The organism is Herbidospora sakaeratensis (assembly GCF_001570525.1).
Lineage (GTDB): Bacteria > Actinomycetota > Actinomycetes > Streptosporangiales > Streptosporangiaceae > Herbidospora > Herbidospora sakaeratensis.
On the sequence record NZ_BBXC01000007.1, the window covers coordinates 163,258 to 188,438 of the forward strand.

Genomic DNA, 25,181 nt, shown 5'->3' on the forward strand with positions numbered 1-25,181 from the left:
AAATGCACAATAATGTCTGCATGCAAGACCTGGTGGACGAGATCGCCCGCCTGCTCGACGCGTCGGTCACCGTCGAAGACCGCGCCTTCGAGCTGGTGGCCTACGGCGTGCAGAGCGGCGTGGTCGACGAGGTCCGCCAGGAGTCCATCCTCCGCCGCCGCGCCACCGCCGCGACCAAGGCCCACTTCGAGGCGTACGGGATCGCCGCCGCCGACCGCCCGGTCCGCATCCCCGAGGCCCCCGGCTTCCTCGCCCGCGTCTGCGTCCCGCTGCGGCACAGGGGCGTCACCTACGGCTACCTGTGGCTGCTCGACAACGACCGGCTCTCCGACGCCCTGCTCGACCGGGCCGGCCCCCTGTTCGCCCGCCTGGCCGCCGCCCTCGCCCACGAAGCGCAGATCCGCCGCGCCCCCCTCGACGACCTGTTCTCCCCGAACCCTCAGGCCCGTGCCGAGGCCGCCCGGGGTGTCGAGGGCCCGCTGGTCGCCCTGGCGGTGGCGGCCGGTCCGGCCGAGGTGCCCATCTCGTGGTCACTGCCGAGAGACGTGCTGACCGGCCAGGCCGGCGCCCATCCCGCCTTCCTGGCCCCACCGGTCCGCGCCCGCGAGGCCGCCGCCCGCCTCACGGAGATGTACGGCGTCCCCGTCGGCGCGGGCGACCCCCGCCAGGACCCCGAGGACGCCTGGGAGAGCTGGCGCGAGGCGTTGAACGCGCTGCGGGTGGCGGAGAAGACCGGGCAGCCCGTCGCCCACTGGTCGGAACTGGGCGTCTACCGCTACCTGGTCAGGCTCCCCCATCACGAGCTCGCGGAACTGGCAGGGGAGACCGCCGCGCTTCCGGAGGACCTGGCGGTCACGCTGGAGACCTACCTCGACAGAGCGGGCCACGTGCAGAAGACGGCGGCGGAACTGGGCATCCACCGCCAGACCTTGTACTACCGCCTGGGCCGCGCCGAGGAGTTCACCGGCAAGGACCTCTCGGACGGCCAGGACCGCCTGCTCCTGCACCTGTCACTCAAGGCGCGGAGGTTGTGAAGCGCGAATCGGACCGTGCGCGTCGCCGAAGGCGGAAGGCCGTCGAAACGCCGGTCGAAGGTCTGTCGCGGCGGGTCGCCGAAGCGGTTGCGGGGCGCCGGCTACGGCGGGCGCGGAACGGCGGCGGTCGGTGCCGGCCGGGCGAAGCCGTAACGGAAAAGGATGAAAACGGGCCGAGCGCCCGCGATGGCCGGAGCATCGCGGGCGCTCGGGTGTTTCCCTCAGGGGAGAGGTCTCAGGCGCAGGCGCTCTCGTAGACGCGCAGGAGCTCCTGGCTGACGCGCTCCAGCGAGTAGCGGGAGCGGGCGCGGTCGGCGCCGGCGTAGCCGAGGGCCGAGCGCAGGGTGCGGTCGCCGAGGAGGTCGCGGATGCGGGCCGTCACCTCGGCGGGGCGGCGGACCAGGAAGCCGGTCACGCCGTCGACGACCGAGTCGAGGTGGGCTCCGGACGCGGAGGCGATCACCGGGATGCCGCAGGCCATGATCTCCAGGGCGGCGGTGCCGGTCGGCACGGTCGGCTGGAGCGTCAGGGCGACGTCGACGCTGCGGATCAGCTTCGGCATCGCGTTGTGGGGGACGTCGCCGAGCAGGGTCAGCCGGTCTTCGACGCCCCGGGCGCGGGCCAACATGCGCAGCCGCTCCAGGACCGGGTCGTCGCCGCCGGCCACGACCAGCTCGGCGTCGGGGATCGAGGTCAGCGAGTTGACGACCGCGCCCGCGCCGGTGGCGCCCACGTGGAGCAGGCGCGGACGGCCGTCGCGGGGGAAGGCCGGGCCCTGGCGGCGGAACCGCTCGATGTCGACGCCGCCGGGCACGATCGAGATGTTGCGGCGCGGCACGCCCAGCTGGATCAGCTGCGACTCCTCGCCGGCGCAGGTCGCGATGACCGCGCGGGCCCGGCGGCCGATCGCCCGCTCCAGGCGCAGGACCTGGGCGGAGGGCCGGTCGTCGTGGTGGAAGGTCTGGGTCACCGGGACGTCGAGCCCGTCGGAGCCGGCGATGGCCGCGAGGCCGCCGGTCCACGAGTGGGCGTGGATGACGTCGGGGCGCTCGGCGTGCCAGCGGCGCTTGAGGCCGTCGCTGAAGTCGGAGATGTAGGGGAGCAGGTCGTTCTCGGAGAGGTCCTTGTCGGGCCCGGCGGGCACCCGCTCGACCCGGACGCCCTTGATCTGCGCGTCGTCCCGCGTGTAGACGGTGACCTCGTGACCCCGGCCCAGTTCACGGGCGACGGCGGGGGCGGTGACGGAGAGGTTGTTCGTGGCGACGATGGCGATATGCATGGCACACCTCATGGCGATAAGCGCGATGAAAGGGGTGTGCCTGCGTCTTAGGCACGAACTGTGTTGTGGTCTTTACCGTACACCTAAGAGCTTTAAACGCAAGTTTTCAGATGAATCAGGCGTCAATGCGAAGGCCCGGGGTGGTGTGCCAGCCGATCAGCCGGATCAGGTGGCTGACGTGGTCGGGCACCGGGTCGAGCACGAGTTCGCGCTGGTCACCGAGGTTCTTGGCGGTGTCGACGAGGGCTCGGAGCCCGGCCAGGTCGATGAACGTGACCCCGTGGAGGTCGACGTGAAGATCTCCGGAAACCGCCCCGGTTGCCTGGGAGAGCTCGCGGGCCAGATCGGCCGAGGAGGTCGCGTCGATCTCTCCCTCGACCCGGATGCCGTCGGGGCCGGAGGTCCGCCGGATGCGCAGCAGGGCCGTTTCGAGCAGCAGGTCGCCGTCGTCGGGCCGGTGCAGCCGGAGCAGGTCGGCCAGCACGCCGGGCGCGAACAGCCGCTTGTCGAACTGGCACACCCCGAGCGCCGTGCCGGTGTCGTAGACCTCCTGGATGCCGGTCTCGAACTCGGCCAGCCGGTCGGTGCCGACACGGACGGCCCAGCTCATCTCGCCGGTCACCCGCAGCGCCCGGTAGCCCTCTGACCTGGCCCGCGCCGCCTCGGCGGCGACGTCGGCGACCATGGCGACCGGGTCGAACGCCTCAAGCCGGCGGATGTCGAGCCGCCCGGAGGCGACCGCCCCGTCGGTGTCGACGCCCCAGCCGCGCAGCAGGCCCGTGACGACCGCCGGATGGGTCACGTCGGTCAGGTACAGCACCTTGTCCGCGCCGGCCAGCCCTTCGGCGATGAAGGGGGCCAGCACGGGCTCCAACTCGGCCTCGTCGGAGTAGGCGACGGACCTGTGGTCACCGGGCTGCACCAGGCAAGGCTAGCGGGAACGACGGAGGGTGAGAACCGTGACCTCGTCGACGACCTCGTCGTCGCAGAAGGCGCGGTGGTCCTCCTCGATGGCCTTGACCACCGCCGCGGGGGGCTGGTTGACGCACCGCGCGAGCACCTCGGTGAGCCGCGCCTCGCCGTAGTTCTCCCCGGCCGAGCTGCGGGTGCCGACCAGGCCGTCGGAGTAGAGCACCAGCGTCTCGCCCGAGGCCAGGGTCAGTTCCTCGGCGGCCGGCACGGCCCCCTCCTCGAAGCCGAGCGGCACCCCGCCGCCCTCGGTGAAGCGCACCCCGCCGTCGGGCTGGAGCAGCGCGGCCGGGTGGTGCCCGGCGGAGGCCAGGCGGACCTTGCGGCCCCGGACGAACCCGGCGGCGGCCATCACGAACAGGCCGGTGTGCTGGGCCAGCAGGGCGTCGTTGACCTTGCGGAGGGCCTCTCCGGGGTCGCGTTCGAAGGCGCTGAGCACCCGGATGCCGTTGCGGACCAGCGAGGTCACCGAGGCGGCCTCCTCGCCTCGGCCGGCCGCGCCGCCGATGACGAAGCCCCAGCCGCCCTTCATCGGGAAGACGTCGTAGAACTCCCCGCCGATCGCCCGCATGGCCGAACCGGGATGGTAGATCGCGGCCGTCTCGAACCCGGCCACCTCGGGCAGCGACCGGGGGAGCACGCCGCTGCGCAGCGCGTCGGCGGCGTTGGAACTGCGCTGGAAGCTGCGCTGGGCCCGCAGGGCCAGCCCCAGGTGCGACCCGATCTCCTCCAGGAGCCCCAGGTCGGCCAGGCCGAAGGGCGGGCGGTCTCGCAGCCGTACGAGGGTCAGCACGCCCGCGATCTCGTCGTCGGACTGGATGGGGACCGACAGCAGCGAGCCGGCCTTCATCTGGGTCAGCACGTCGGCGCCGAGCAGGCTGTCGTCGCTGAGCATCTCGTGCACGACCCCGCTGCGGGTGGCCAGCACCCGGGCGACCAGCGGCGCCTCGGCCGGGTCGCGGGACTCGATCGCCCGCTGGAGCTTGGCCACCGGCTGGGTCGAGGGCGCGATCACGGCCGCGCGGTGGAGGCCGCCGTCGCGGACCATGTCGGCGATCACCCAGTCGGCCGTCTCGGCGCCCAGCAGCCGGGCCGCGCGGATCAGCGCGACCGGCTCGCGGAGGCTCTCGTCGTCGAGCAGCAGCCGGGTGAGCTGGGCCGACAGCTCGTGGCGGCGGGCCGCCTCCAGGAACAGCGACTCGTCGGGCGTGTCCTTCCCGTTGTCGGGGCCGGTCAGCTGCACGTCGGTCGGCAGGGCGACGGCGGCGACCATCTCCTGCGGCTCGCCGGGCATGCGCAGGCGGCTCAGCACCAGCCGGACCGTGTGGGCCCGGCCCTGGTGGGCCAGCCGGGTCTCGAAGGTGGTGCTCTCCTCGCTGCGCAGCGCCTCGGCGAACCGGGCGCGGAAGACGGCCCGCCGGGACGACTCGATGAGCAGCGGGAACGCCCGGCCGATCAGGTAGCCGGCCGGGCTGCCGAGCAGCCGGGTGGTCTCGTTGTTGATCCGGCGGACGGTCCCGCCGGTGTCCATCACGATCACCGGGATCGGGAGGGTGCGGAAGATCTGCCGGAGCAGCTTCTGCTCACGCTGGGGGCCGCCGTCGCGCCGCCGCTTCGCCTTGGCCAGCTCGGCCAGGGCGTCGCGGACGAGCCCTTCGGCGGTCTCGAGCTCGTGGCTGCGGGGCAGGTCGGCGACGTGCGCCGCGAACTCGCCCAGCCGCTGCTCCAGGTCGGTCACCGGTGTGTGCTCCCTCTCGCATCCGTCATCGGATGATTAGACCCCAAACTAGGGGAATGGTCTTCCCTGTGATTCCCATTCTCGCCCGTGATCTCGCCGCCCTCGGACGGGTCACCGAGGGAACCTCCGCCGAGAGCGTGCTCCGGGGGGTTACCGAGGCCATCGCCCGGGGCGTGCCCGGCTGCGCGGGGGGCACCGCCGAGCTCTGGATGGACGACCGGGTGCTGCTGGCGTCCTCCCACAGCGAACTCATCGCCGTCAGCGACCGTGAGCGCGACCTGCGCGAAGGCCCCTCACGCGAGGCCCTGCGCAGCGGCCGGCCGATCGTGGTCGGCGACGTCATGCGCGACCAGCGCTGGCCCCGCTACGCCGCCGCGGCCGTCCGCCACGGGGTGCGCTCGATCCTCGTGCTGCCCGTCGAGGTCGACGGCGCGATCGTGGTCATCGGGCTCTACGGGGTGCGGCCGGGCGTGTTCGCCGACCACGTGCCGCTGACCGAGCTGCTGCGCGAGCAGGTCACGGTCGCCCTGGCCAACATCTGGGAGTTCGACGACGTGCTCACCGGCGCGGCCCAGATGCAGGAGGCGATGGCCGGCCGGGCCCTGATCGACCAGGCCAAGGGCATCATCATGCAGGCCAGCGGATGCAGCCCGGAAGAGGCCTTCGACGAGCTGCGCCGCATCTCCCAGCACCACCAGGTGAAGGTCGCCGACCTGGCGAAACTGCTGGTCACCGAGCACCAGCAGAAGAACGCCAAGAGTCAGGCCACGGGGAACTAGACGGCCGCGACGGCCTCGTCGACGGTCTCGAACATGGGCAGCCGCTGCGCGAGGCCGGTCACCCACATCACCTTCGAGGCCGGATATTGCACGTTGACCAGCGCGAAGTGCCCGCCGGCCGCGGTCGCCCGCTGCCAGTGGTGGACGATCAGCCCCAGCGCCCGCGAGTCCATGAACGTCACGCCGCCCAGATCGAGGATCATGTCGGGCCCGTGGTCGTCGGCCACCGCGTCGAGGTGGTCGGAGAACTGCTCGCGTGTGGTGGCGTCGAGGATCCCGTCGATGTGGATCACCACGAAATCCGCCACGGCACTCGATCGCATCGTCAGGGTTGCCACCGCCTCGCCTCCTTCGACGCAACCTTACTGTTCTCCAGGGAGTTGTGTAACGCCCCGATTCGGGGCATTATGGCGGAAGAGGTCCAGCAGAGGGCTTCGTCTCGTTTTCTTGAGCGAGACGTCTGTCTGCGTGGGCCTTGCCGCGTTTTCAGGGGTCTCGCGTTTTCCCCTGAGGAGACAGCGACATGTCTGCCGACCTGATGACCGCCGAGATCACCGCCGAAGACCTGCTGGTCGAGCTCAACGAGCCCGGCACCACCGACGACCGCGCCGCCCGGCTCCGCGAGATCATCGTCGAGATGCACCGCCCGATGGCCCGCGACATCGCCCGGCGTTACCTGCACCGGGGCGAGCCGATGGAGGACCTCCTCCAGGCCGCGTACGTCGGGCTGATGAAGGCCATCAACGGTTTCGACCCCACCCTCGGCCACAGCTTCCGCGGCTACGCCATGGTCACCATGACCGGCGAGGTCAAGCGGCACTTCCGCGACCGCACCTGGGCGGTCCGGGTGCCCCGGATCTACCAGGAGCGCCGGTCGGAGCTCAACCGCCTGGTCGCCGACATGACCCAGGAGAACGGCCGGTTCCCGACGGTGGCCGAGCTGGCCGAGCGGATGGGGATCTCCGAGGAGGACATGCTCCTCACGCTGGACGCCTCGTCGGCGTACAGCACCCTGTCGCTCGACGCGCCGATGGGCGCCGACGACGACGCGGCCGCCCTGGGCGACGTGATCCCCGACAGCGACGACAGCCTCGCCACCCTGATCGACCGCGAGGCGGTCAAGCCGCTCATCGACGAACTGCCGGAGCGGGAGAAGAACATCCTGCTGCTACGGTTCTATGGCAACATGACGCAGGCGGAGATCGCCGCCGAGTTCGACATCTCCCAGATGCATGTGTCGCGGATTCTGCGGAAGGTTCTCGACCAGCTGCGTGCGGAGCTTGTCGCCTAATGGCGGTTTCGACCCGATTCCCCGGGATATCGGGCAACCTGCCGTGATGACCCGGGGTATCTTTTCTCGGAGTGCCGCCACTACTGGAAGGCGTTAGCGGGTGAACGAGGACGGCGTCGCGCCGCCTCCCGCACCGGGTGCCGCGAAGGAGATCACGTTCTCCCTCGCCGATCTGCCCGACGTGCGGGAGTTCGCGGCTGCGCTGGCCCGACGTGGGGGGATGCCGGAAGACCGGGTGAACGACTTCCTCGTCGCCCTCAACGAGGTCACCACCAACGCCGTCACCCACGGCGCCACCAAGGCGCGGCTGAAGGTCTCGTTCGAACCCGGTTTCCTCGTCGCCGACGTCCACGACGAGGGCCGTCACTGGCAGCTGTCGTCGGAGTCGCCCCCGGGCTTCACCCCGCCGCGTGAGAACGCGACGAGCGGGATGGGCCTGTGGGTGGCCCGGCGGCTCAGCAGCGACATGCGCGTGGTGACCGGCGACACCGGCTCGACCGTGGTGATGCGTTTCCCCCTCTGAGGCGGGGTACGGGTCTGGAATGACCCCTTCATCCAGAATTCTGGTGGTCGGCGGGGGGAACGTCGGCATGTACGTCGCCCTCCGGCTCCAGCGCAGGCTGCGCAAGGAGCTCAAGCAGGGCAGCGTCGGCATCACCATCGCCGACCTCGACTCGTACATGACCTATCAGCCGTTCCTCCCCGAGGCGGCGGCGGGCAACCTGGAGCCCCGGCACGTGGTGGTGTCGTTGCGCCGGGTGCTGCCCCGCTGCCGGATCCTGAGCGGCCGGATCTGCGACCTCGACCTGGCCGCCAGATCGGCCCGGTTCGCGCCCATGGAAGGGCCCGAACGGGTGCTCGACTACGACTACCTGGTGTTCTGTCCCGGGTCGATCACCAAGACGCTGCCGATCCCCGGCCTGGCCGAGAACGGCATCGGCTTCAAGACCGTCGAAGAGGCCACCCACCTGCGCAACCACATCCTCGGCAAGCTCGACACGGCCGCCTCGACCGACGACCCGGAGGTGCGGGCCCGCGCGCTCACCTTCGTCTTCGTCGGGGCCGGCTACGCCGGGGTCGAGGCGCTGGCCGAGCTGGAGGACATGACGGCCGACGCCTGCCGCTACTTCCACGGCATCAACCGCGACTCGATGCGCTGGATCCTCGTCGAGGCCAGCGACCACATCCTGCCCGAGGTGGGCCCGGAACTGGGTGTGTGGACCACCGACGAGCTGCGCAAGCGCGGCATCGACGTGCGGCTCAACACCCGGGTCAAGTCGGTCGAGCACGACGTCGTGGTGCTCGACGACGGCGAGTCGATCCCGTGCGAGACGCTGGTGTGGACGGCCGGGGTGAAGGCCAACCCCCTGGTCGAGCACCTGCCGAAGGGCGACCGGGGCCGGGTGGCCACCTCGGCCGAGCTGCTGATCGACGGCACCGACTTCGCCTTCGCGGCCGGGGACTCCGCAGCGGTCCCCGACCTGACCCGGCCCGGCGAGTACTGCCCGCCCAACGCCCAGCACGCCGTCAGGCAGAGCAAGCGCCTCGCCGACAACCTGATCGCCACCATGCGCGGCCGTAAGCGCACGCCCTACCGGCACAAGAACGCCGGCTCGGTCGCCTCGCTCGGCCTCCACAAGGGGGTCGCGAACGTCTACGGCGTGCAGGTGCGCGGCTTCCCGGCCTGGTTCATGCACCGGACCTACCACCTGACCCGGATGCCGACCCTCAACCGGAAGGCCCGCATCCTGATGGACTGGACGCTGGCCCTGTTCTTCAAGCGCGAGGTCGTCGCCCTGGGCGCGCTGGCCCGGCCGCGCGAGGAGTTCGAGTTCGCCACCCGCAGCCAGGAGCAGACCGCTACCGCGCGGCGGTGATCGCGTCGAAGTCGGGGATGCGCGAGGAGATGCCGTCGCCGGTGAAGTCGCCGACCCAGCCGTCGTCGTCGTGGAAGAAGCGGATCGCGCAGAAGTCGGGGCGGGTGCCCATGTCGAACCAGTGGGTGGTCTTGGCCGGCACGCTCAGCAGGTCGCCCGCCTCGCAGAGCACGGCGTGCACCCTCCCGTTCACGTGCAGGTAGAAGATGCCGGCGCCGCGGGCGAAGAAGCGCACTTCGTCGTCGTCATGGGTGTGCTCGTCGAGGAACTTCCCGCGCGCCCCGGCCGCGACCTCGGGGTCGGCGTCGGGGCCGAGCTGGACGACGTCGACGAACGTGTAGCTCTCGTCGGCGTTGACCTTGGCGATCTGCTCGGCGTACGCCGCGAGCACGTCGTCGGCCGACGGGCCGGTGGGCACGACGTCCCAGTGGCGCAGGCGGACGCCGATCTCGCCCAGGGCGGCGGCGATCTCGGCCGGGTTCTCGGTGCGTCGCAGCAGTTCGGCGTCTTCGCCGTAGACGGTGAGGTAGGTCATGCCTCCCAGGGAACCACCGCGGCCCGGTGATCGCCATAGCATGATCACGTCATTTGCTACGCTCCGTGATCATGACGACACACTTCGGAAGACGTCCGCGATGATCGATCTGCACGGACGCGACGTACGACTCCGCAGCCTGCGGCCCGCCGACCTCAAGGTCTACACGCAGGTCTACACCAGCGCCGTCCTCACCCGTTATCTGGGCGTCGACCGCATGGACGAGGACCGGGCGCGGGCCACCTTCCTGGCCGGGCTGCGCTCCGACCGGCGTATCACCCTGGCCGTCACCGAGCCCGACGGCGAGGCCGTCCACGGGCTGATCGGGCTGCTGCTGGAGGACTACGGCAGCAACGCCATGATCACCGGGCTGGTGCTGCTGCCCGGCTCGCCGATCCAGGGGCGCGGCGCGCAGGCCGGCCGCCTGCTCATCGAGTACGCCTTCACCCACCTCGGCATCCACCGGATCTGGGCCTGCCACCGTCACGACCAGCCGCTGATGGAGCGCATCATGCTCGACGCCGGGCTCCGTCGCGAGGCCACGGTACGGCAGCTGTTCCAGACGCAGGGCCGCTGGCACGACGTGACCACCTACGCCGCCCTGTCACACGAGTGGGGCCTGGTTCACGCCCCGTAGAAGAACCGCCACAACAGGGCGGCGGCGTACGTCCGGTGAGGAGCCCACGGCAGCCCTCTGGCCTGCACCTCCGCGATGGAGGGCAGCCCCTCCAGCTGCCAGGCCCGCTCGACGGCCCGCCTGATGCCCTGGTCGCCGGCCGGCAGCACGTCGGGCCGGTGGAGCTGGGCGATGAGGAACGACTGCGCCGTCCAGACGCCGACCCCCTTCACCTGTGTCAGCGCCGTGATCACCTCGGCGTCGCCGAGGCCGGCCAGGCCGTCGAGGTCGAGCAGGCCCCCGGCCTGCCGGTGGGCCAGGTCGAGCAGGTAGGCCGCCTTCGCGCCGGACAGGCCGCACTCCCGCAGGCGTTCGGTCCCCATGGCCAGGATCGCCTCCGGCGTGGGGAAACCGCCGGCCACGGCCTTGATCCGGTCGAAGAAGGCGAACGCCACGGCCGTGGAGATCTGCTGGCTGACGATGTGCAGGACCAGGCCGGAGAAGTTGGTCGGGCCGAACCGCTCGGGGCTGAACCACGCGAACGGGTCGGGTTCGCCCACCTCACCGATCAGGCGCGCGAGCACGGGGTCGCCCGCCAGCTGGTCGTACGGCCTCATCAGGCCATTATGGTGCGGTGGAAACCGACATCCTCGCCAACCCCGTCTGGGCCGCGCTGACCGGCCCGCACGCCCACTTCGCCGTCGTCGGCGGCCGGACCAGGCGTTATCCCCTCGACGTGTCGCCCTTCGCGGCGGTGCCCGACGCCTTCCGGCCCGGCGACTGGGCCGGCCTCGACGGCCAGGTGCTGACGATCAACACCGGCGAGGTCCCGGGCGACTGGGAGACGCTCTTCGAGCTCCCGGGTGTCCAGATGGAGGGATCGGGTGTGAAGGGGGCAGCCGACCCCGGGCTGAGCGTGCTGGGGCCGGCCGACGTGCCGGAGATGCTCGATCTGGTGGCCCGCACCCAGCCGGGGCCGTTCGCCCCCCGCACCATCGAGATGGGGTCCTACCTTGGCCTTCGTGAAGACGGGCGGCTGATCGCGATGGCGGGGGAGCGGCTGCGGGTGCCCGGGTGGACCGAGATCAGCGCCGTGTGCACCGACCCCGCCCACCGGGGGCGGGGTCTGGCGTCACGGCTGGTGTCGGCGGTGGTGGCGGGCATCCGGGCCCGGGGCGACCGGCCGTTCCTGCACGCCGCCACCGTCAACGTCAACGCCGTTCGGCTCTATGAATCACTCGGGTTCACCGTCACCCGGAACGTGACGTTCCGGGTGCTGCGGCCTCAGGAGGCCCTGACCCGCGACACCGCCGAGGCGGTGTAGCCCGACCCCGCGCCGACGGCGCTGATCGTGACCTTCCCGGCGGGGACGCCCGCCGGGATCGCGACGGTGAAGGCGACCCGGCCCGACGCGTCGGCGACCGCCCGGCCGAGAACCGTCCCGTCCAGGGTGAACTGCACGCTCTCCCCGGCCCGGTAGCCGCTCGCCGTGACCGGGTTCGAGCCGCCCGCGACGACCGCGTTCGTCACGATGAGGTTGCCCGGCTTCAGCGAGGCGAGGTACTCGGCGCACGCGTCGCCCGGCGTGCCGTAGGCGGGGGTGGTGACGTTCCCGTCGTCCTCGCGGACGGTGAGGGTGCCGAAGCCGCCGTCGCCCATGACCGCGCCGGCCGTGTTGGTGACCGAGACCTTGAACGACGTGGACGCCGTCCCGGTCGCGACCGTGTCGCCGAGGGTGCCCGCCGGGACGGTCACGCAGGTCTGGCCGGGGGCGAAGGTGACCTTCTTCATCGAGATCCCGGCGCGGCCGGTGGCCGAGCCGAAGACGCTGACGTATCCGGTCACCTCGTGGCCGGCGGGGGCCGAGAGCGCCACGGCGATCGACGCCGTGCCCGGGCCGGAACCTTCGTCGACCCGGGCGGGCGCGACGTCCACCGCGATCTGCTGCTCGGGGACCCGGGCGCCGACCGCCCGGTTCTCCGCCGACAGGTCGGACAGGTAGACGCCCGTACCGGTGAAGGAGACCTGGCGGACGTCCTTCAGGTTCAGGCCCGTCGTGCTGAGCGGGATGGTGACCTGCTGGAGGATGATCTTCTTCAGCCAGGCCGAGGTGGAGCCGGGCAGCCGGGTGACGGCCCGGGAGTTGAGCGCCGAGACCGGCGACGACCAGGTCGCGCCGGCGCCGTCGGTGACGGTGATCGTGACGTCGGTGGAGGTCGCCACGGTCTCGTCGGCCGCGACCTTGACCGAGAGCTGCTCGTACCCGGACAGATCGGCGCTGTTCGCCACGGTGACGGTGCCCGACTTCAGGCGCATCATCGGCGACGACGGGATGTTGAACGCCCACGTCGCGGGCGACCAGTGGGGGAGCGCGGCCTGGTTGGTCGCGGTGGCGCAGAACGGCTGGTCCTGCGGGATCTGCAGACCGCCCGTGCCGCCCATGCTGGAGCAGAGCGCGGCCTCACCCGAGACCGAGACGTTCGCCTCGGGCTTCTCGAAGGTCGCCAGGTCCGTGCGCGAGGCGGCGGGCTGGGTGGCCGCGCTGGTCACGTCGGCGAAGGCGATCGACGGGACCGAGACGGACGAGCCGTCGAACAGCGGCAGGAACCGCTTCTCGTCGCCGAGCACGAGGCGGAAGAAGCCCGCCATGTAGACGGCGCCGACCTTCTCCTGCTGCGGCGCGGTCAGGCGCAGGGTCGTGGCCGCGGCCGGGTTGCAGACCGGGTCGTTGGCGCCGCTGCCGCCGACCGACCAGTCGTCGCCGGTGCTCGCCGGGAACAGGCCCGGCGTCCAGATCGTGTTGAAGAAGTTGTGGTTGGCGCCCTGGGCCAGCACGGCCGAGCGCAGCACGTCGTCGTCGAAGCCGTGCCGGGAGTCGTCCACGATGTGCTGGCCCATGAGGTTCTCCACGTCGCCGTCGCAGTACGGGAGGATCGTGGCCGTCACGGTGTTGGGCAGCGAGATGCGGTCGTAGTCGACCGGCGCCAGCGGCAGCACCGCCTTGATGCCGAACTGCTTGTAGAGCGGCAGCGCGTCGTTCAGCGTGGCCGCCGCGACCACGCCCTCGCCGCCCCGCGAGTGGCCCATGATGCCGACGTTCTGGAAGTCGAAGGCGCGCTTCAGGTCGGCCGGGGTGACCGCGCCCGTCAGCGCCTGGGCCAGCGTGACGTCGCGGCCGGTGAAGGCGTCGTGGTACTCGACCGGGTCGCCGTCGTCGGCGTTCTCCAGCATGGTCAGCGTGTCGAGGATCAGCTGGCCGCGCGCCTGCGCGCCGTAGTCGGCGGCGAGCTGGTTGTCGTTGGAGTTGATCGCGTTGGCCGAGATCGACACGACGGCGTAGCCGTTGCCGGCCAGGGCGCGGGCCGGCAGGTCGTAGCCGATGTAGCTGGGGATCGTGGCGCGCTGCGAGGGGCTGTCGGGAGACGGCTTGCAGGGCCAGCGGTTGGGGTTGGTCGCCCCGGTGCCGTAGCACGAGGTGTGCCGTCCGTGCAGGAAGATCACCAGCGGCTTCCGCTCGCGGGAGACCGGCAGGTAGATCTTGCCGGTGAGCTCGCCGCGGATGCCGCCGATGTTGAGCAGCGGGACCGCCTGGTCGCCGAAGTCGTACACACCCTCCTTGACCTGGAACGTTCCCGGGGTCGAGGGGTCGTCGGGGAGGACGGTCTTCTGGACCTCGGCGAGGGTGGCCGCCGCCCGCGCCGTCGCGGCCGGGGCCGCGTCGAGCACGTCGGTGGTGATCTCGCCGGCCGAGGCGACGGCCGGGTCGGCGGTGACGAGGAAGAGGGAGGTCCCGTCGGCCGACTCGGTGGCCGGGCCGAGCACCTTCCCGTCGGCGAGCAGCGAGGGGGCGCTCGAGTCGACCGGGAGCTTCTCGTCCAGGTTGAGGGTGACCTTGTAGCCGCCGGCCACCCGGTCGACGGTCCAGTCGTCCTCGGCCGAGGCGGACGCGGGGGCGGTGGTGAAGGTGGCCACGAGGGCCAGTGACAGTAACGCGGCGGTGTTGCGCAAGAGGGAGCCTTACTCGTACGAGCCGGGTGTTGCGATTCGGACGGTATGGGCGGTTTGTTACCGGAGCCTCCTGATCATGTTTCGCCGGAATTTCCTATTGACTCTGTAGGAAATGTGGGTAACTGTGACTCCCATGAGTGTCACCGACCGGCTCCTGGCCAACGCCGAGACCTACGCCGCCGGCTTCGACAAGGGCGCGCTCCCGCTGCCCCCCGCGCTGGGCGTCGCCGTGCTGGCCTGCATGGACGCCCGCCTCAACGTCTACGGGCTCCTCGGCCTGACCGAGGGCGACGCCCACGTCATCCGCAACGCCGGGGGAGTGGTGACCGCCGACGAACGGCGCTCGCTGGCCATCTCCCAGCGCCTTCTCGGCACCACCGAGATCATCCTCATTCACCACACCGACTGCGGCATGGTCACCTTCACCGACGACGGCTTCAAGGAGTCGATCCGCGCCGAGACGGGCCTGCGGCCCGACTGGCCGGCCGAGGCGTTCCCCGACGCGGAGGAGGACGTGCGGCAGTCGATCGGCCGCATCCTCGCCGACCCCTTCATCCCCCGGAAGGATTCGGTCCGGGGTTTCGTGTACGAGGTCGAGACCGGCCGCCTGCGTGAGGTGAAGGCCTGAGATGTCCCCCACGACCCGGACCCTGACGCGTGAGCTGCGCCTCCTCGCCGCCGCCGACCCCGCGGAGGCGCGAAACCGCAGGGCGCGGCTGCTGGCGGAGTGGCGCGGCGCGTCGGCCGGGCTGCTCGCCCAGGTGCTGTCGGCGGCCATCGAGCTCGGCACGGCCGAAGGCCGCCTGGCCTCCCTCGGGCGGCAGAGCGGGGTACTGCGGGCCCGGCTGCGGGAAGCGGGGTTGTCGCTGTCGGAGGCCGCGGGCGCGGTCGACGGCGACGCTCCCACTTCGGCCGTGGCCGAGGCCCGCGCCCGCATCGTCGGCGTCGCCGCCGAGGTGGGGCGGCTGCCGATGGCGCCGCCCCGCCAGGAGTTCGTCTAGGACACCCGGGCGTACCGGCGGGTGAAGCGGTCACGCAGGCCGCCCGCCGGGTAGGCCGCGCGGAACGCGCCCCGGGCCCGTAGCGCCGGCACCAGGTGCCGCGTGATGGCCCGCAGGTCCTGAGGGAGCACGCCCGGCCGGAGCCGGAAGCCGTCGACGCCCGCCGCCTGCCAGTCGAGCAGCAGGTGGGCCAGCCCGGTCGCCGAGCCCGAGTAGACGTGCGCGTCGCTGTCGAACGCGACGCCGTCGAGGTCGTCGAGGCGCTCCTTCAGGCCGGTGCCGTCCAGGAACACGACCAGGTCGGCCAGCACCGTCACACCCGGGGCCGCCCGCCGGGCCCGGTCGGCCAGCGCGGCGGCCTCCCTGCGGTCGTGCGGGGTGACGAACACGACGTCGGCGGCGCGGGCCGCCACCTCCACCGGCAGGCCGGGGCCGGCCAGGGTGGTCACCAGGGGGCGTCCGGACAGCCGGGGGCGCAGTTCGCCGGAGGTGTGCCAGCCCGCGCGGCCGGGGCCGGCCCGGTCGAGGGCGGCCAGCCCGGCCGCCGCCTCGGCGCCGCTCGCCGCCGGGACGAGTCCGATCCGGGACGTCAGCGGCGCGGTCGCCGTGGCCAGGAGCAGAGCGTCGAGCGGGCCGGTCACCTCGTCGCCCGGACAGCTCCGCAGCCGGATGACGTCCTCGAAGGTGACGAAGTCGAGCAGCCCTCGTTCGGCCTCCTGGACCAGGTAGGTCCAGTAGGCGGCGGTGAACAGGGCGTCCGGGCTCGCGCCCTCGGCACGCCAGGCGGCGGGATGCCACCCGGCGCCGTCGAGGGCGGCGGCCAGATGCAGTGTCATGTGGTCTCCTCGAACGGACTTTTCCTACAGGAATAGTAGGGAATAATTACCCACTTAACAAGTAGGACTTGACGGAAATGTGCATGGCGTGCTGAGCTTTAGCCAGCTCAAAGAGGAGGCACACCCCCCATGACCACGACCGCGCCGGCCGTCCGGCAAGCCACCGGGCCGAAGGTGGCGCCCACCCGGCACCCGTTCCGGTGGCTGGCCGCCGCCGGGGTGGTGCTGCTGCTCGCCATGGCCGCCAACTCGCTGGTCACCAACCCGGCCTGGGAGTGGGAGGTGGTCGGCCAGTACCTCTTCGCACCCTCGGTCCTGCGCGCGGTGCTGCTCACGCTGGAGCTGACCGCCCTCGGCACCGTCTTCGGCTTCGCGCTCGGCGGGGTGCTCGCGGTCATGCGGCTGTCGCCCAACCCGCTGCTGTCGTCGGTCGCGTGGGGGTACGTCTGGGTGTTCCGGGCCGTGCCGCTGATCCTGCAGCTGCTGTTCTGGTACAACCTGGCGCTGCTCTATCCGCGCCTGTCGTTCGGGATCCCGTTCGGGCCCTCGTTCTTCTCCGTCGGCACGATGGACCTGATCGGCCCGGTCACCGCCGCCGCGCTCGGGCTGGCGCTGCACCAGGCCGCCTACGCCGCCGAGATCGTGCGCGGCGGGCTGCTCGCGGTCGACCCGGGTCAGCGCGAGGCCGCCGCCGCGCTGGGCATCCCCCGGGTGCGGCGGTTCTTCCGGATCATCCTGCCGCAGGCCATGCGGAGCATCGTGCCGAACGCCGGCAACGAGATCATCGGCCTGGTCAAGGGCACCTCGGTGGTCTACATCATGGCCCTGCCCGAGCTCTTCTACCAGGTCCAGGTCATCTACATGCGCAACGGCCGGGTGGTCGCGCTGCTGCTGGTCGCCGCCATCTGGTACCTCGCGCTGACCACGGTCATGTCGGTGGTCCAGCACTACGTCGAACGCCACTACGGACGAGGCCGGTCATGATCGAGATCGACGGGGTGCACAAGAGCTTCGGCGCCCTGCACGTGCTGCGCGGCGTCAGCCTGAAGGTCGCCCCCGGCGAGGTCGCCGTCGTGCTCGGCCCGTCGGGGTCGGGCAAGTCGACCCTGCTGCGCACCATCAACCACCTGGAGAAGGTCGACGCCGGCACGGTCGCCGTCGACGGAGAGCTCGTCGGCTACCGCCGCTCCGGCGACGTGCTGCACGAGCTGCCCGAACGCGAGATCCTGCGGCAGCGGACGAAGATCGGCTTCGTCTTCCAGAACTTCAACCTGTTCCCCCACCTGACCGTACGGGAGAACGTCGCCGAGGCCCCGATCTCGGCCCAGCGCCGCCCGAAGGCCGAGGTCGCCGAGACCGTGAACCGCCTGCTGCTGCGGGTGGGCCTGTCCGACAAGGCCGACGCCTACCCGGGCACGCTGTCCGGCGGCCAGCGCCAGCGGGTCGCCATCGCCCGCGCCCTGGCCCTCGACCCGAAGGTCGTGCTCTTCGACGAGCCCACCTCCGCCCTCGACCCCGAACTGGTCGGCGAGGTCCTCGACGTCATGCGCGACCTGGCGAAGACCGGCACGACCATGGTCGTCGTCACGCACGAGATCGGCTTCGCCCGCGAGGCCGCCGACACCGTCGTCTTCCTCGACGAGGGCCTCGTCGTCGAACAGGGCCCGCCCGACCAGGTCATCGACCACCCCCAGCACGAACGCACCCGCGCGTTCATCAGCCGCGTCCTCTAATAGCGCGTCCTCAAAGGAGAAACCCCCCATGCGCCGATTCGCCGTGCCCGCAGCCCTGTTGATCTTCCTGGCGGCCTGCGGCGCCGAACCCGGATCCGAGAACGCCGCCGCGCCACCCGCGACGGCGGCCGGGTCGGCCGCCCCGTCCAGCGGTGGCGTCAACACCAGCCCCGACCAGCAGCGCATCCGCGCCCAGAAGGTCGACGCCATCGCCGCCCAGGTGCCCCCGGCCGTCGCCGCCGACGGCAAGCTGCTCGTCGGGCACAGCGGTGAGGGCGCGCCGCCGCTCGGCTTCCTGGCCGACGACGACACCACCTACATCGGCGTCGAGACCGACCTGGCCCAGCTGGTCGCCGACGTGCTCGGCCTGGAGTACGCCAGCGAGATCAGCTCGTGGGAGAACCTCTTCGTCGGCGCCAAGTCGGGCAAGCTCGAGGCGGTCTTCAACAACGTGACCGTCACCGAGGAACGCAAGGACATCTACGACTTCGCGACCTACCGCGTCGACCAGCTCGCCTGGCAGGTCGCCGCGACCAGCCCGATCACGGCCATCGCCAAGCCCGCCGACATCGCCGGGCTGAAGGTCTCGGTCGGCTCCGGCACCAACCAGGAGAAGATCCTGCTCGACTGGGACGAGCAGAACAAGGACGCCGGCCTCAAGCCCGCCGAGATCTCCTACTACAACCTCTACGGCGACGCCCTGCTGGCCCTGAAGTCGGGCCGCATCCAGGCGTACTTCGGCCCTAACCCGAACATCGCCTACAACGTCGCCGTCGGCAAGGACACCAAGATCGTCGGCACCGCCTCCGGCGCCGGGCCCGACCTCCAGGGCCTCATCGCCGCCATGACCCTGAAGGACAACGGCCTGGTCAAGCCGCTCAACGAGGCCCTCAACACGGTCATCAAGGACGGCAGCTACCAGAAGGTGCTCGACCGCTGGGGCCTGGGCAACGAGGCCATCCCCGAGTCGCAGATCAACCCGCCCGGCCTGCCGCGGCAGGAGGGCTGATGGCGCACGTCCTCGACAACCCCGGCTGGGCGGCGCTGACCGGCCCGCACGCCCACCTCGCCGAGGTGCGCGGCGAGGTGCGCCGCTACCAGCCCGACGTGTCGGTCTTCCTCGGGGTCGCCGGCGACCCGAACCCGGGGGAGTGGGCGGCCATCGCCTCCTTCGCCGGCCCCGGCGGCACCATCAGCCTGACCTTCGACGCGCCGCTGCCGGACGGCTGGGAGATCGTGCAGAACATCGAGGGCGTGCAGCTCGACGGCAGCGCCGTGTGGGGCGAGCCCTTCGACGGGGCCGTGGTGCTCACCCCCGACGACGTGCCCGACATGCTCGACCTGGTGGCCCGCACCGAACCGGGGCCGTTCCTGCCCCGGACCATCGAAATGGGCGTCTACCTGGGCGTGCGCCACGAGGGCAAGCTCGTCGCGATGGCGGGGGAGCGGCTGCACCCGCCCGGCTGGACCGAGATCAGCGCGGTCTGCACCGACGCTTCCTTCCGCGGGCAGGGGCTGGCCACCCGGCTGGTCCTCGCCGTGGCGGCTGGCATCCGGGCACGCGGCGAGACCCCGTTCATGCACGCCTCGGCGTCGAACGTGACCGCCATCCGCCTGTACGAGAAGCTCGGCTTCACCCTCCGGGCGCGGCGGCTGTTCCGCCAGGTCCGGGTGCCGGGCTGAACAGCGCGTCCACCGCCCGCACCGCGGCCTCCAGCCGCCGGGCGGGCGGGCCGGACACCACCAGGTGCGGCATGGCGCGCGCGGCCAGCAGTTCGCGGAAACGCGCGTCCATGGCGTGCCGGAGGTGCTCGCCGTCGCGCCAGCCGTCCTGTTCGAAGGGCACGCCCTCGACGCTGGTGTGGATCCACAGGTCGTGGCGGGATCGGTCGGCGATCCGCCACACCTCGTCGGTGGTGGTCCCGGCGTAGCGCTCCTGCCACAGGGCGGTCGCGAAGGGGTCGGTGTCGCAGAACAACACCGGGGAGCCCACCCGCGCCGCGGCGTCCTCCCAGGCCAGCTGGCGTTCGGAGACGACGGTGAACTCCTCCGGCCGCCACCGCAGGTCGTCCATCCACGGCTCCGGCTCGCCGGCGAGCTTGGCCGCCCGGCGGGCCAGGGCCAGCTTCTCCTCACAGTAGGTGCGGCCGTATTCGGGCACCCAGCGGGTGGCCGCCCACACCCCGCCGCGCGCGGCGTAGTGGGCGGTCAGCGCGCGGGTGAGCGTGGTGGTGCCGGTCGACTCCGCGCCGACGACGACCACCCGCCGGGCCAGGTGGGCCCGGACCGCCGGGCGCAACCACGGCCAGGCCGCGACCGGGTCCTCCCGGGCCAGGGTGCCGCTGACCGGGTGGCGCTCGCGCGCCGGGTCGACCGGCACGTGCACCGCGTCGAAGCGGCGGGCCAGTTCGTCGCCGTAGTCCTCCGAGCTGAACACCGCGTCGACCGTCACGCCGGGGCCGTGCGCCAGGGCGAGGGCGAACCGGAAGACGTCCACGTGGGCGGTCCAGATCTCCGGGTCGTCGTAGTCGATCGCGATGTCGTCCACGACCGGCGCGATCACCACGTTGGGCTGGGGGTGCGCCTCGCGCAACCACGCCGCGCGGTCGGCGAGCGGGATCGTCTCGACCGCGTTGGCCGCCACGACCACCGTGACCAGGTCGCAGCGCTCGGCCGCCGTGTCGATGAGGTGGTGGTGGCCGGCGTGCGGGGGATAGAACTTCCCGATGACGAGTCCGTGCGGGTAGCTCATCGGGCCACCGCCACCGGCCGCCAGGCCCGCAGGCCCATGACGCACAGCGCCAGGAACAGCACGTAGAGGGCGCTGGTCAGATACAGGTTCTTGTACGCGTACAGCGGGATGTAGACCAGATCGGCCGCGATCCAGAGCCACCACGACTCCACCCGCTTGCGGGTCTGCCCGTAGGTCGCCATCAGCGACAACGACGTGGTGAGCGCGTCCCAGAACGGCACCGACGAGTCGGTGTAGACCGACAGGACCGCCGTGAGCAGGGCCGTGAGGGCGATGCCGGCGAGCCCCAGCCAGGCCCATTCGACCACGCCGGTCCGGGAGACCCGCAGGGTGGTGCGGCCGGCGCCGCCGTAGGCCCACTGCCACCAGCCGTAGAGGCCGAGCACGACGTAGACGATCTGCAGGGCCGCGTCCGCGTAGAGCCCGGCGGTCAGGAAGACCAGCCCGAGGAGGATGACGTTGGCCACGCCGAGCGGCCAGTTCCAGATGTTCTGCCTGGCCACCATCCACACGGTCAGCAGGCCGGTGGCGAATCCGAGAAGTTCCGCCCAGCTGGTGGGCACCCCGCCCAGGGTGAAGGCGGGATCGAGTAACGGTCCGAGCAGATCGGTCATAGCGCCCAAACACTCCTAATCGTCGGCAGGACGATATCAATTCGGACCGCCGAATCGGAGTGCGGGCCGCCACGGCCCCGGACCGGGACCGTGGCGGATCCTGCGAGATCGTGCTGGATCAGGCGTTCGCGCAGATGGCGAACACGCTGATGCCGACGGTCGCGTTGCCGGGCTGGCGGCCGAGGCCGATCCAGCCGTTGCCGGTCGGGGTCGGGAACGAGCCGACGAGGACCGCCTCGTTGCCCTGGGCCTCGGCGCCGCCGCCGATCACGCGCTTGCCCGCCGGGCAGAGCGCGGTGCGCCGCTGGAAGTTCGGCACGTTGGCGTTGGGCAGCGTGACGACCTGGTAGCCGTCGACGACCGCCGGGGCCGAGACCGGCGTGGACGTCGCGCCGGCCGGGGTGGACATGGTGAGGCAGGCTCCCGCCGCGAGGACGGCGAAGGGGATGCTCAGGTAGCGCATCGTTACTCCTGTAGAGAGGGTTTCCGGGGGGAGCGCGTCGAGTATTCAACCTGTGACGGTCCGTGTCCAAGATCGACACGACGAAAACCGTTGGCCCTCCGTTCACCCGCTGCGAAACGATGGTGGCGGAGCGAATTGGGGGATCCACTTCATGACGGAATCAGGTGACACACCGGAACCACCGAAATCAGCAGTACGACTCGTACTCCGCTACTACTTAACGCAACTGCGCCTCAAGTGGCCCGTGGCCACACCCGCCCTGTTCCTGCCGGCACTGGGCAACATCTGTCTCTTCTACCTGGCCCCGCTCGTGGTGGCCTCCCTGGTCGGCCGCCTTGCCGCCGGGGAGAGCGAGGCCGGCACCCTCATCCCGTACGTCCTCGGGTTCGGCGCGATCCTGCTGCTCGGCGAGATCGTCTGGCGGGGCGGGCTGCACTTCCTCAACCGCATCGACGCACGCGGCATGGAGGACCTCGGCGTCATCGGCATGGACGAACTGCTGGCCAAGGACGCGGCGTTCTTCCATGACAACTTCGCCGGCTCGCTCACCAAGCGGGTGCTCGCCTTCTCCCGCCAGTTCGAGGACTTCGTCGACACCCTGATCTTCGGGGTCATCGCCAAGCTGCTGCCGCTGATCTTCGCCTCGGTCGTGTTGTGGCGCTACCACCCGATCCTGGTGGTGGTGCTGGTCGGCCTGATCGTGGTCACCGGCTTCGTGGTCGCGCCGCTGATCGCGCGCCGCCAGCGGCTGGTCAACGTCCGGGAGGCGGCCAGCGTCCGGATGTCGGGGCACGTCGCCGACGTGTTGTCGAACATGGACACGGTCCGCGCCTTCGCGGCCGAGGGCCGGGAGGCCGCCGAGACCCGGGTGCGGCTGGCCGAGGTGCGCCGCGCCCAGCTGCGGTCGTGGGACTACGGCAACCTGCGCGTCGACATGGTCGTCGCGCCGATGTCGATCATCACCAGCACGGTCGGCGTGCTCCTCGCCGTGCTGCTGCGCGGCGGTCTCGGCATCGAGGCGCTCATGGTGACCTTCACCTACTACTCGCACGCCACCGGCATCATGTTCGAGTTCAACCAGGTCTACCGCCGGATGGAGAGCGTGCTCACCGAGGCGGGGCAGTTCACCGAGCTGCTGCTCGACCCGCCGAAGGTGGTCGACCCGCCGCAGCCGCAACCGCTGCGGGCGGCCGACGCCGGCGTCCGGTTCGAGCGGGTGCTCTTCGCCCACGAGGGCAACCCGCCGCTGTTCGACGGGCTCGACCTCGACGTGCCGGCCAGCACGAAGATCGGCCTGGTCGGCCGGTCGGGCGGCGGCAAGACCACGCTGACCCGGCTGCTGCTGCGGCTGATGGACATCCAGGGTGGCCGGATCCTCGTCGGCGGCCAGGACATCAGCCGGATGCGGCAGGCCGACCTGCGCGGCCTGATCGCCTACGTGCCGCAGGAGCCGGCGATGTTCCACCGCACGCTGCGGGAGAACATCGCCTTCGCCCGGCCGGGGGCGACCGAGGCCGAGGTCCTGGAGGCGGCCCGCGCCGCCCACGTGACCGAGTTCGTCGAGGGCCTGCCGATGGGCTTCGACACCCTCGTCGGCGAACGCGGCGTGAAGTTGTCGGGCGGACAGCGGCAGCGGGTCGCGCTCGCGCGGGCGATCCTGCGCGACGCGCCGATCCTGCTGCTCGACGAGGCCACCAGCGCGCTCGACTCCGAGAGCGAACTCCTCGTGCAGGAGGCGCTCTGGCGGCTCATGGCCGACCGGACCGCGCTGGTGGTCGCCCACCGGCTCAGCACGGTCGTGCGGATGGACCGCCTGGTCGTGCTCGACCGGGGCGAGATCGCCGAACAGGGCTCCCACGCCGAACTGCTGGCGGCCGAGGGCCCCTACTCGCGGCTCTGGCACCACCAGTCGGGCGGCTTCCTCGTCGAGGAGGAGCAGGAGACCGTCAGTTCATCGCCGCGATCTGGATGAGGTTGCCGCAGGTGTCGTCGAACACGGCGGTCGTCACCGGCCCCATGTTCGCCGGCTCCTGGGTGAACCGCACACCGAGCGCCTTCAGGCGCTCGTACTCCTTCTGCACGTCGTCGACGGCGAAGGAGGTGTACGGGATGCCGTCGGCGACCAGGGCGGCCTTCCACGGTTTGGCGGCCGGGTGGGCGTCGGGCTCCAGCACGAGCTCGACCCCGTCCGGCTGCTCGGGCGACACGACGGTCAGCCAGGCGTGCTCGCCCATCGGGATCTCGGTCTTCTTCACGAAGCCCAGCACGTCGGTGTAGAACGCCAGGGCCTTCTGCTGGTCGTCGACCAGGATGCTGGCCAGGTTGACTTTCACGGAGACTCCTCCGGTGGTATCCACCGTGCGGCGATCCGCCGCAACGGCGTGGGGTCGATGAAGTGGAACTTGTACCGGCCCTCCCGGCGGCTCTCGACGAGCCCGGCCGCCTCCAGCACGTCGAGGTGCTGGGAGACGGCCTGGCGCGTGGAGGCGAGCTGGTGCTTGGCGGCCAGCCGGGCGCAGATCTCGAACAACGTCTGACCGTTCCGGTCGGTCAGCTCGTCGAGGATCTTCCGGCGGGTGGGGTCGGCGAGGGCTTTGTAGATGTCACCCACCCGCAGGAGTATAGGCAAGTCGCTACTTGCCTATCAAGGCGACGACGATACGCGGGTGCCTCCCGGCGACGGTCAGCGTGTACTCCGCGACCGTCGTCCACCGCCGGTCGAGCCGCTGCTCCGGCCCCAGGATCGCGACCAGCCGCCCGGCCTCCGGCCACTCGCGCGAGGGGACCGCGTCGCCCGGGAGGCGCACGCCCCACGGAGGATTGGCCAGCACCCGGTCGGGTCCATCAGGTCGTGTACGCCAGGCGATCGCCGGATCGTTGAGCCGCGCGGCCCTGATGGCGGCCGGATCGAGGTCGGCGCCGTGGTAGTGCGCGCCGGGCACCTGGATCCGCGCCTCGACGAGCAGCGTACCGGCCCCGCAACACGGGTCGAAGACCACCTGACCTGGGCGGATGTCGGCCAGCCTGGCCATCGCGGCGGCGACCGGCGGGTGCAGGCTGCCGACCACCGTGGCCCTCCGCCACGCCCGCCGGTGCAGCGGGACCGGATGGGGACGCGCCCCCAGCCACATCGCCTTCCCGTCGAGGGTCACCCGCAGATCCGGGGTCCCCGGCGGCGGGGCGATGCCGTGGCGGCGGGAGAAGTAGGGCGCGCCGAGGCGCGCGCCCACGGCGTCCTCGACGTCGAACCGGCTGAAGTTCCGGCTGCCGGTGAACGACGCGGTGACACCGACCGGGCCGTCGGGCGCGAGATCGGCGGTGAGCCGGGCGACGGCCTGCCGGAGGCCGGCCCGGGTGCGGCCGGGGTCGGGGACCACCGCCCTGACGGCGAACAGGTCGTCGGCCAGCCGGGTCGTGACCGGCCCGGCGGCCTCCACGACGAGCTGCCGTTTGGTGACGTCGACGACGCGGTGACCGGCCTCGGTGATCTCGGCGGCGGTCAGGTCTTCCAGGCCGGTGACGGTACGGACGAGGAACTCTGCGGGCATGACGTAACTCCGGGTCGGCGCCCGGGAACGGCAGGATGGCCGGTTCCCGCTTCGCCAGCCGCGGGCTATGCCTCAGAGTGGCCGGCGGAGCGCTAGCCGACTCGGAAG

General features: G+C 71.5%; 28 protein-coding genes. 14 read left to right on the forward strand and 14 right to left on the reverse strand.

Translation table 11 applies throughout. The features are described from left to right. Window positions 1-20 precede the first annotated feature (20 nt). Window positions 21-1,034, forward strand: a complete 1,014-nt coding sequence (locus AW271_RS00820; RefSeq protein ID WP_245652881.1) for a PucR family transcriptional regulator — start codon at window positions 21-23, stop codon at window positions 1,032-1,034. 235 nt (window positions 1,035-1,269) lie between these two features. On the opposite strand, the gene AW271_RS00825 is transcribed toward AW271_RS00820, so the two are convergent. The 3 genes from AW271_RS00825 to AW271_RS00835 form a co-directional block, all read right to left on the reverse strand. Beyond that, the gene (locus AW271_RS00825) at window positions 1,270-2,313 is read right to left on the reverse strand and encodes a glycosyltransferase (protein WP_062330320.1); all 1,044 of its coding nucleotides are present in this window, start codon (window positions 2,311-2,313) and stop codon (window positions 1,270-1,272) included. A gap of 115 nt (window positions 2,314-2,428) precedes the next feature. Then, window positions 2,429-3,235, reverse strand: coding sequence for an MEDS domain-containing protein (locus tag AW271_RS00830; protein ID WP_062330322.1), 807 nt, complete (start codon window positions 3,233-3,235; stop codon window positions 2,429-2,431). 9 nt (window positions 3,236-3,244) lie between these two features. Then, window positions 3,245-5,020, reverse strand: coding sequence for a SpoIIE family protein phosphatase (locus AW271_RS00835; RefSeq protein ID WP_062330324.1), 1,776 nt, complete (start codon window positions 5,018-5,020; stop codon window positions 3,245-3,247). A gap of 68 nt (window positions 5,021-5,088) precedes the next feature. Between AW271_RS00835 and AW271_RS00840 the strand changes: the two genes are divergently transcribed. Then, complete coding sequence (locus tag AW271_RS00840; RefSeq protein ID WP_245652882.1) at window positions 5,089-5,799, forward strand: GAF and ANTAR domain-containing protein; 711 nt, start codon at window positions 5,089-5,091, stop codon at window positions 5,797-5,799. Here AW271_RS00840 and AW271_RS00845 read toward each other — a convergent pair. After that, window positions 5,796-6,137: an STAS domain-containing protein gene (locus AW271_RS00845; RefSeq protein ID WP_232320143.1), complete on the reverse strand. Its 342-nt coding sequence runs from the start codon at window positions 6,135-6,137 to the stop codon at window positions 5,796-5,798. The two genes, AW271_RS00840 and AW271_RS00845, sit on opposite strands and share 4 nt — an antisense overlap. A 185-nt stretch (window positions 6,138-6,322) precedes the next feature. Between AW271_RS00845 and AW271_RS00850 the strand changes: the two genes are divergently transcribed. The 3 genes from AW271_RS00850 (at window position 6,323) to AW271_RS00860 (ending at window position 8,967) form a co-directional block, all read left to right on the forward strand. Beyond that, entirely contained in the window at window positions 6,323-7,090 is a 768-nt protein-coding gene (locus AW271_RS00850; protein WP_062330329.1) for a SigB/SigF/SigG family RNA polymerase sigma factor, read from the forward strand. Window positions 7,091-7,190: 100 nt separating this feature from the next. After that, window positions 7,191-7,613 (forward strand): ATP-binding protein, encoded by a 423-nt coding sequence (locus tag AW271_RS00855; protein WP_062330331.1) that lies wholly within the window; start codon window positions 7,191-7,193, stop codon window positions 7,611-7,613. A 19-nt stretch (window positions 7,614-7,632) separates the two neighbouring features. Then, window positions 7,633-8,967, forward strand: a complete 1,335-nt coding sequence (locus AW271_RS00860; RefSeq protein ID WP_062330333.1) for an NAD(P)/FAD-dependent oxidoreductase — start codon at window positions 7,633-7,635, stop codon at window positions 8,965-8,967. Here the strand turns inward: AW271_RS00860 and AW271_RS00865 are convergent. Further along, entirely contained in the window at window positions 8,951-9,502 is a 552-nt protein-coding gene (locus AW271_RS00865) for a 1,2-dihydroxy-3-keto-5-methylthiopentene dioxygenase (RefSeq protein ID WP_062330335.1), read from the reverse strand. The two genes, AW271_RS00860 and AW271_RS00865, sit on opposite strands and share 17 nt — an antisense overlap. A gap of 100 nt (window positions 9,503-9,602) precedes the next feature. Here AW271_RS00865 and AW271_RS00870 point away from each other — a divergent pair, with 100 nt between their 5' ends. After that, window positions 9,603-10,139: a GNAT family N-acetyltransferase gene (locus tag AW271_RS00870; RefSeq protein ID WP_062330337.1), complete on the forward strand. Its 537-nt coding sequence runs from the start codon at window positions 9,603-9,605 to the stop codon at window positions 10,137-10,139. Here AW271_RS00870 and AW271_RS00875 read toward each other — a convergent pair. Further along, complete coding sequence (locus AW271_RS00875) at window positions 10,127-10,735, reverse strand: DNA-3-methyladenine glycosylase family protein (RefSeq protein ID WP_062330340.1); 609 nt, start codon at window positions 10,733-10,735, stop codon at window positions 10,127-10,129. The two genes, AW271_RS00870 and AW271_RS00875, sit on opposite strands and share 13 nt — an antisense overlap. 17 nt (window positions 10,736-10,752) lie before the next feature. Between AW271_RS00875 and AW271_RS00880 the strand changes: the two genes are divergently transcribed. After that, on the forward strand, window positions 10,753-11,442 hold the full coding sequence (locus tag AW271_RS00880; protein ID WP_063817812.1) for a GNAT family N-acetyltransferase: 690 nt from the start codon (window positions 10,753-10,755) through the stop codon (window positions 11,440-11,442). On the opposite strand, the gene AW271_RS00885 is transcribed toward AW271_RS00880, so the two are convergent. Beyond that, a complete protein-coding gene (locus AW271_RS00885) occupies window positions 11,403-14,126 on the reverse strand; it encodes a hypothetical protein (RefSeq protein ID WP_062330342.1) in 2,724 nt (907 codons plus the stop codon). The genes AW271_RS00880 and AW271_RS00885 overlap by 40 nt on opposite strands. A 133-nt stretch (window positions 14,127-14,259) precedes the next feature. Here AW271_RS00885 and AW271_RS00890 point away from each other — a divergent pair, with 133 nt between their 5' ends. Both AW271_RS00890 and AW271_RS00895 read left to right on the forward strand, forming a co-directional pair. Next, window positions 14,260-14,754 (forward strand): beta-class carbonic anhydrase, encoded by a 495-nt coding sequence (locus AW271_RS00890; RefSeq protein ID WP_062330344.1) that lies wholly within the window; start codon window positions 14,260-14,262, stop codon window positions 14,752-14,754. 1 nt (window position 14,755) lies between these two features. Then, window positions 14,756-15,127, forward strand: a complete 372-nt coding sequence (locus AW271_RS00895; protein ID WP_062330346.1) for a hypothetical protein — start codon at window positions 14,756-14,758, stop codon at window positions 15,125-15,127. On the opposite strand, the gene AW271_RS00900 is transcribed toward AW271_RS00895, so the two are convergent. Further along, window positions 15,124-15,963, reverse strand: a complete 840-nt coding sequence (locus tag AW271_RS00900; RefSeq protein ID WP_062330348.1) for an LLM class oxidoreductase — start codon at window positions 15,961-15,963, stop codon at window positions 15,124-15,126. The two genes, AW271_RS00895 and AW271_RS00900, sit on opposite strands and share 4 nt — an antisense overlap. 129 nt (window positions 15,964-16,092) lie before the next feature. Here AW271_RS00900 and AW271_RS00905 point away from each other — a divergent pair, with 129 nt between their 5' ends. The 4 genes from AW271_RS00905 to AW271_RS00920 are packed head-to-tail and all read left to right on the forward strand — an operon-like array spanning window position 16,093 to window position 19,379. After that, a complete protein-coding gene (locus AW271_RS00905) occupies window positions 16,093-16,947 on the forward strand; it encodes an amino acid ABC transporter permease (protein ID WP_062330350.1) in 855 nt (284 codons plus the stop codon). Continuing rightward, entirely contained in the window at window positions 16,944-17,696 is a 753-nt protein-coding gene (locus tag AW271_RS00910; RefSeq protein ID WP_062330353.1) for an amino acid ABC transporter ATP-binding protein, read from the forward strand. The genes AW271_RS00905 and AW271_RS00910 overlap by 4 nt, the downstream gene beginning before the upstream one ends. Before the next feature lie 28 nt (window positions 17,697-17,724). Continuing rightward, window positions 17,725-18,705, forward strand: a complete 981-nt coding sequence (locus AW271_RS00915; protein WP_062330355.1) for an ABC transporter substrate-binding protein — start codon at window positions 17,725-17,727, stop codon at window positions 18,703-18,705. Then, complete coding sequence (locus AW271_RS00920; protein WP_062330357.1) at window positions 18,705-19,379, forward strand: GNAT family N-acetyltransferase; 675 nt, start codon at window positions 18,705-18,707, stop codon at window positions 19,377-19,379. The genes AW271_RS00915 and AW271_RS00920 overlap by 1 nt, the downstream gene beginning before the upstream one ends. Here the strand turns inward: AW271_RS00920 and AW271_RS00925 are convergent. From AW271_RS00925 to AW271_RS00935, 3 genes are all read right to left on the reverse strand, one after another. Beyond that, window positions 19,330-20,448: an AAA family ATPase gene (locus tag AW271_RS00925; protein ID WP_062330360.1), complete on the reverse strand. Its 1,119-nt coding sequence runs from the start codon at window positions 20,446-20,448 to the stop codon at window positions 19,330-19,332. The two genes, AW271_RS00920 and AW271_RS00925, sit on opposite strands and share 50 nt — an antisense overlap. Then, complete coding sequence (pnuC, locus tag AW271_RS00930) at window positions 20,445-21,062, reverse strand: nicotinamide riboside transporter PnuC (protein ID WP_062330361.1); 618 nt, start codon at window positions 21,060-21,062, stop codon at window positions 20,445-20,447. Before pnuC ends, AW271_RS00925 begins: the two co-directional genes overlap by 4 nt. Before the next feature lie 118 nt (window positions 21,063-21,180). Then, window positions 21,181-21,525, reverse strand: a complete 345-nt coding sequence (locus AW271_RS00935; protein WP_062330363.1) for a hypothetical protein — start codon at window positions 21,523-21,525, stop codon at window positions 21,181-21,183. Window positions 21,526-21,769: 244 nt separating this feature from the next. Here AW271_RS00935 and AW271_RS00940 point away from each other — a divergent pair, with 244 nt between their 5' ends. Next, on the forward strand, window positions 21,770-23,497 hold the full coding sequence (locus AW271_RS00940; protein WP_245652883.1) for an ABC transporter ATP-binding protein: 1,728 nt from the start codon (window positions 21,770-21,772) through the stop codon (window positions 23,495-23,497). Here AW271_RS00940 and AW271_RS00945 read toward each other — a convergent pair. The 3 genes from AW271_RS00945 to AW271_RS00955 are packed head-to-tail and all read right to left on the reverse strand — an operon-like array spanning window position 23,472 to window position 25,073. After that, window positions 23,472-23,858, reverse strand: a complete 387-nt coding sequence (locus tag AW271_RS00945; RefSeq protein ID WP_062330367.1) for a VOC family protein — start codon at window positions 23,856-23,858, stop codon at window positions 23,472-23,474. The genes AW271_RS00940 and AW271_RS00945 overlap by 26 nt on opposite strands. Next, window positions 23,855-24,136, reverse strand: a complete 282-nt coding sequence (locus AW271_RS00950; RefSeq protein ID WP_218007907.1) for an ArsR/SmtB family transcription factor — start codon at window positions 24,134-24,136, stop codon at window positions 23,855-23,857. Before AW271_RS00950 ends, AW271_RS00945 begins: the two co-directional genes overlap by 4 nt. Window positions 24,137-24,158: 22 nt before the next feature. Continuing rightward, entirely contained in the window at window positions 24,159-25,073 is a 915-nt protein-coding gene (locus AW271_RS00955) for an N-6 DNA methylase (protein ID WP_062330369.1), read from the reverse strand. Window positions 25,074-25,181 lie beyond the last annotated feature (108 nt).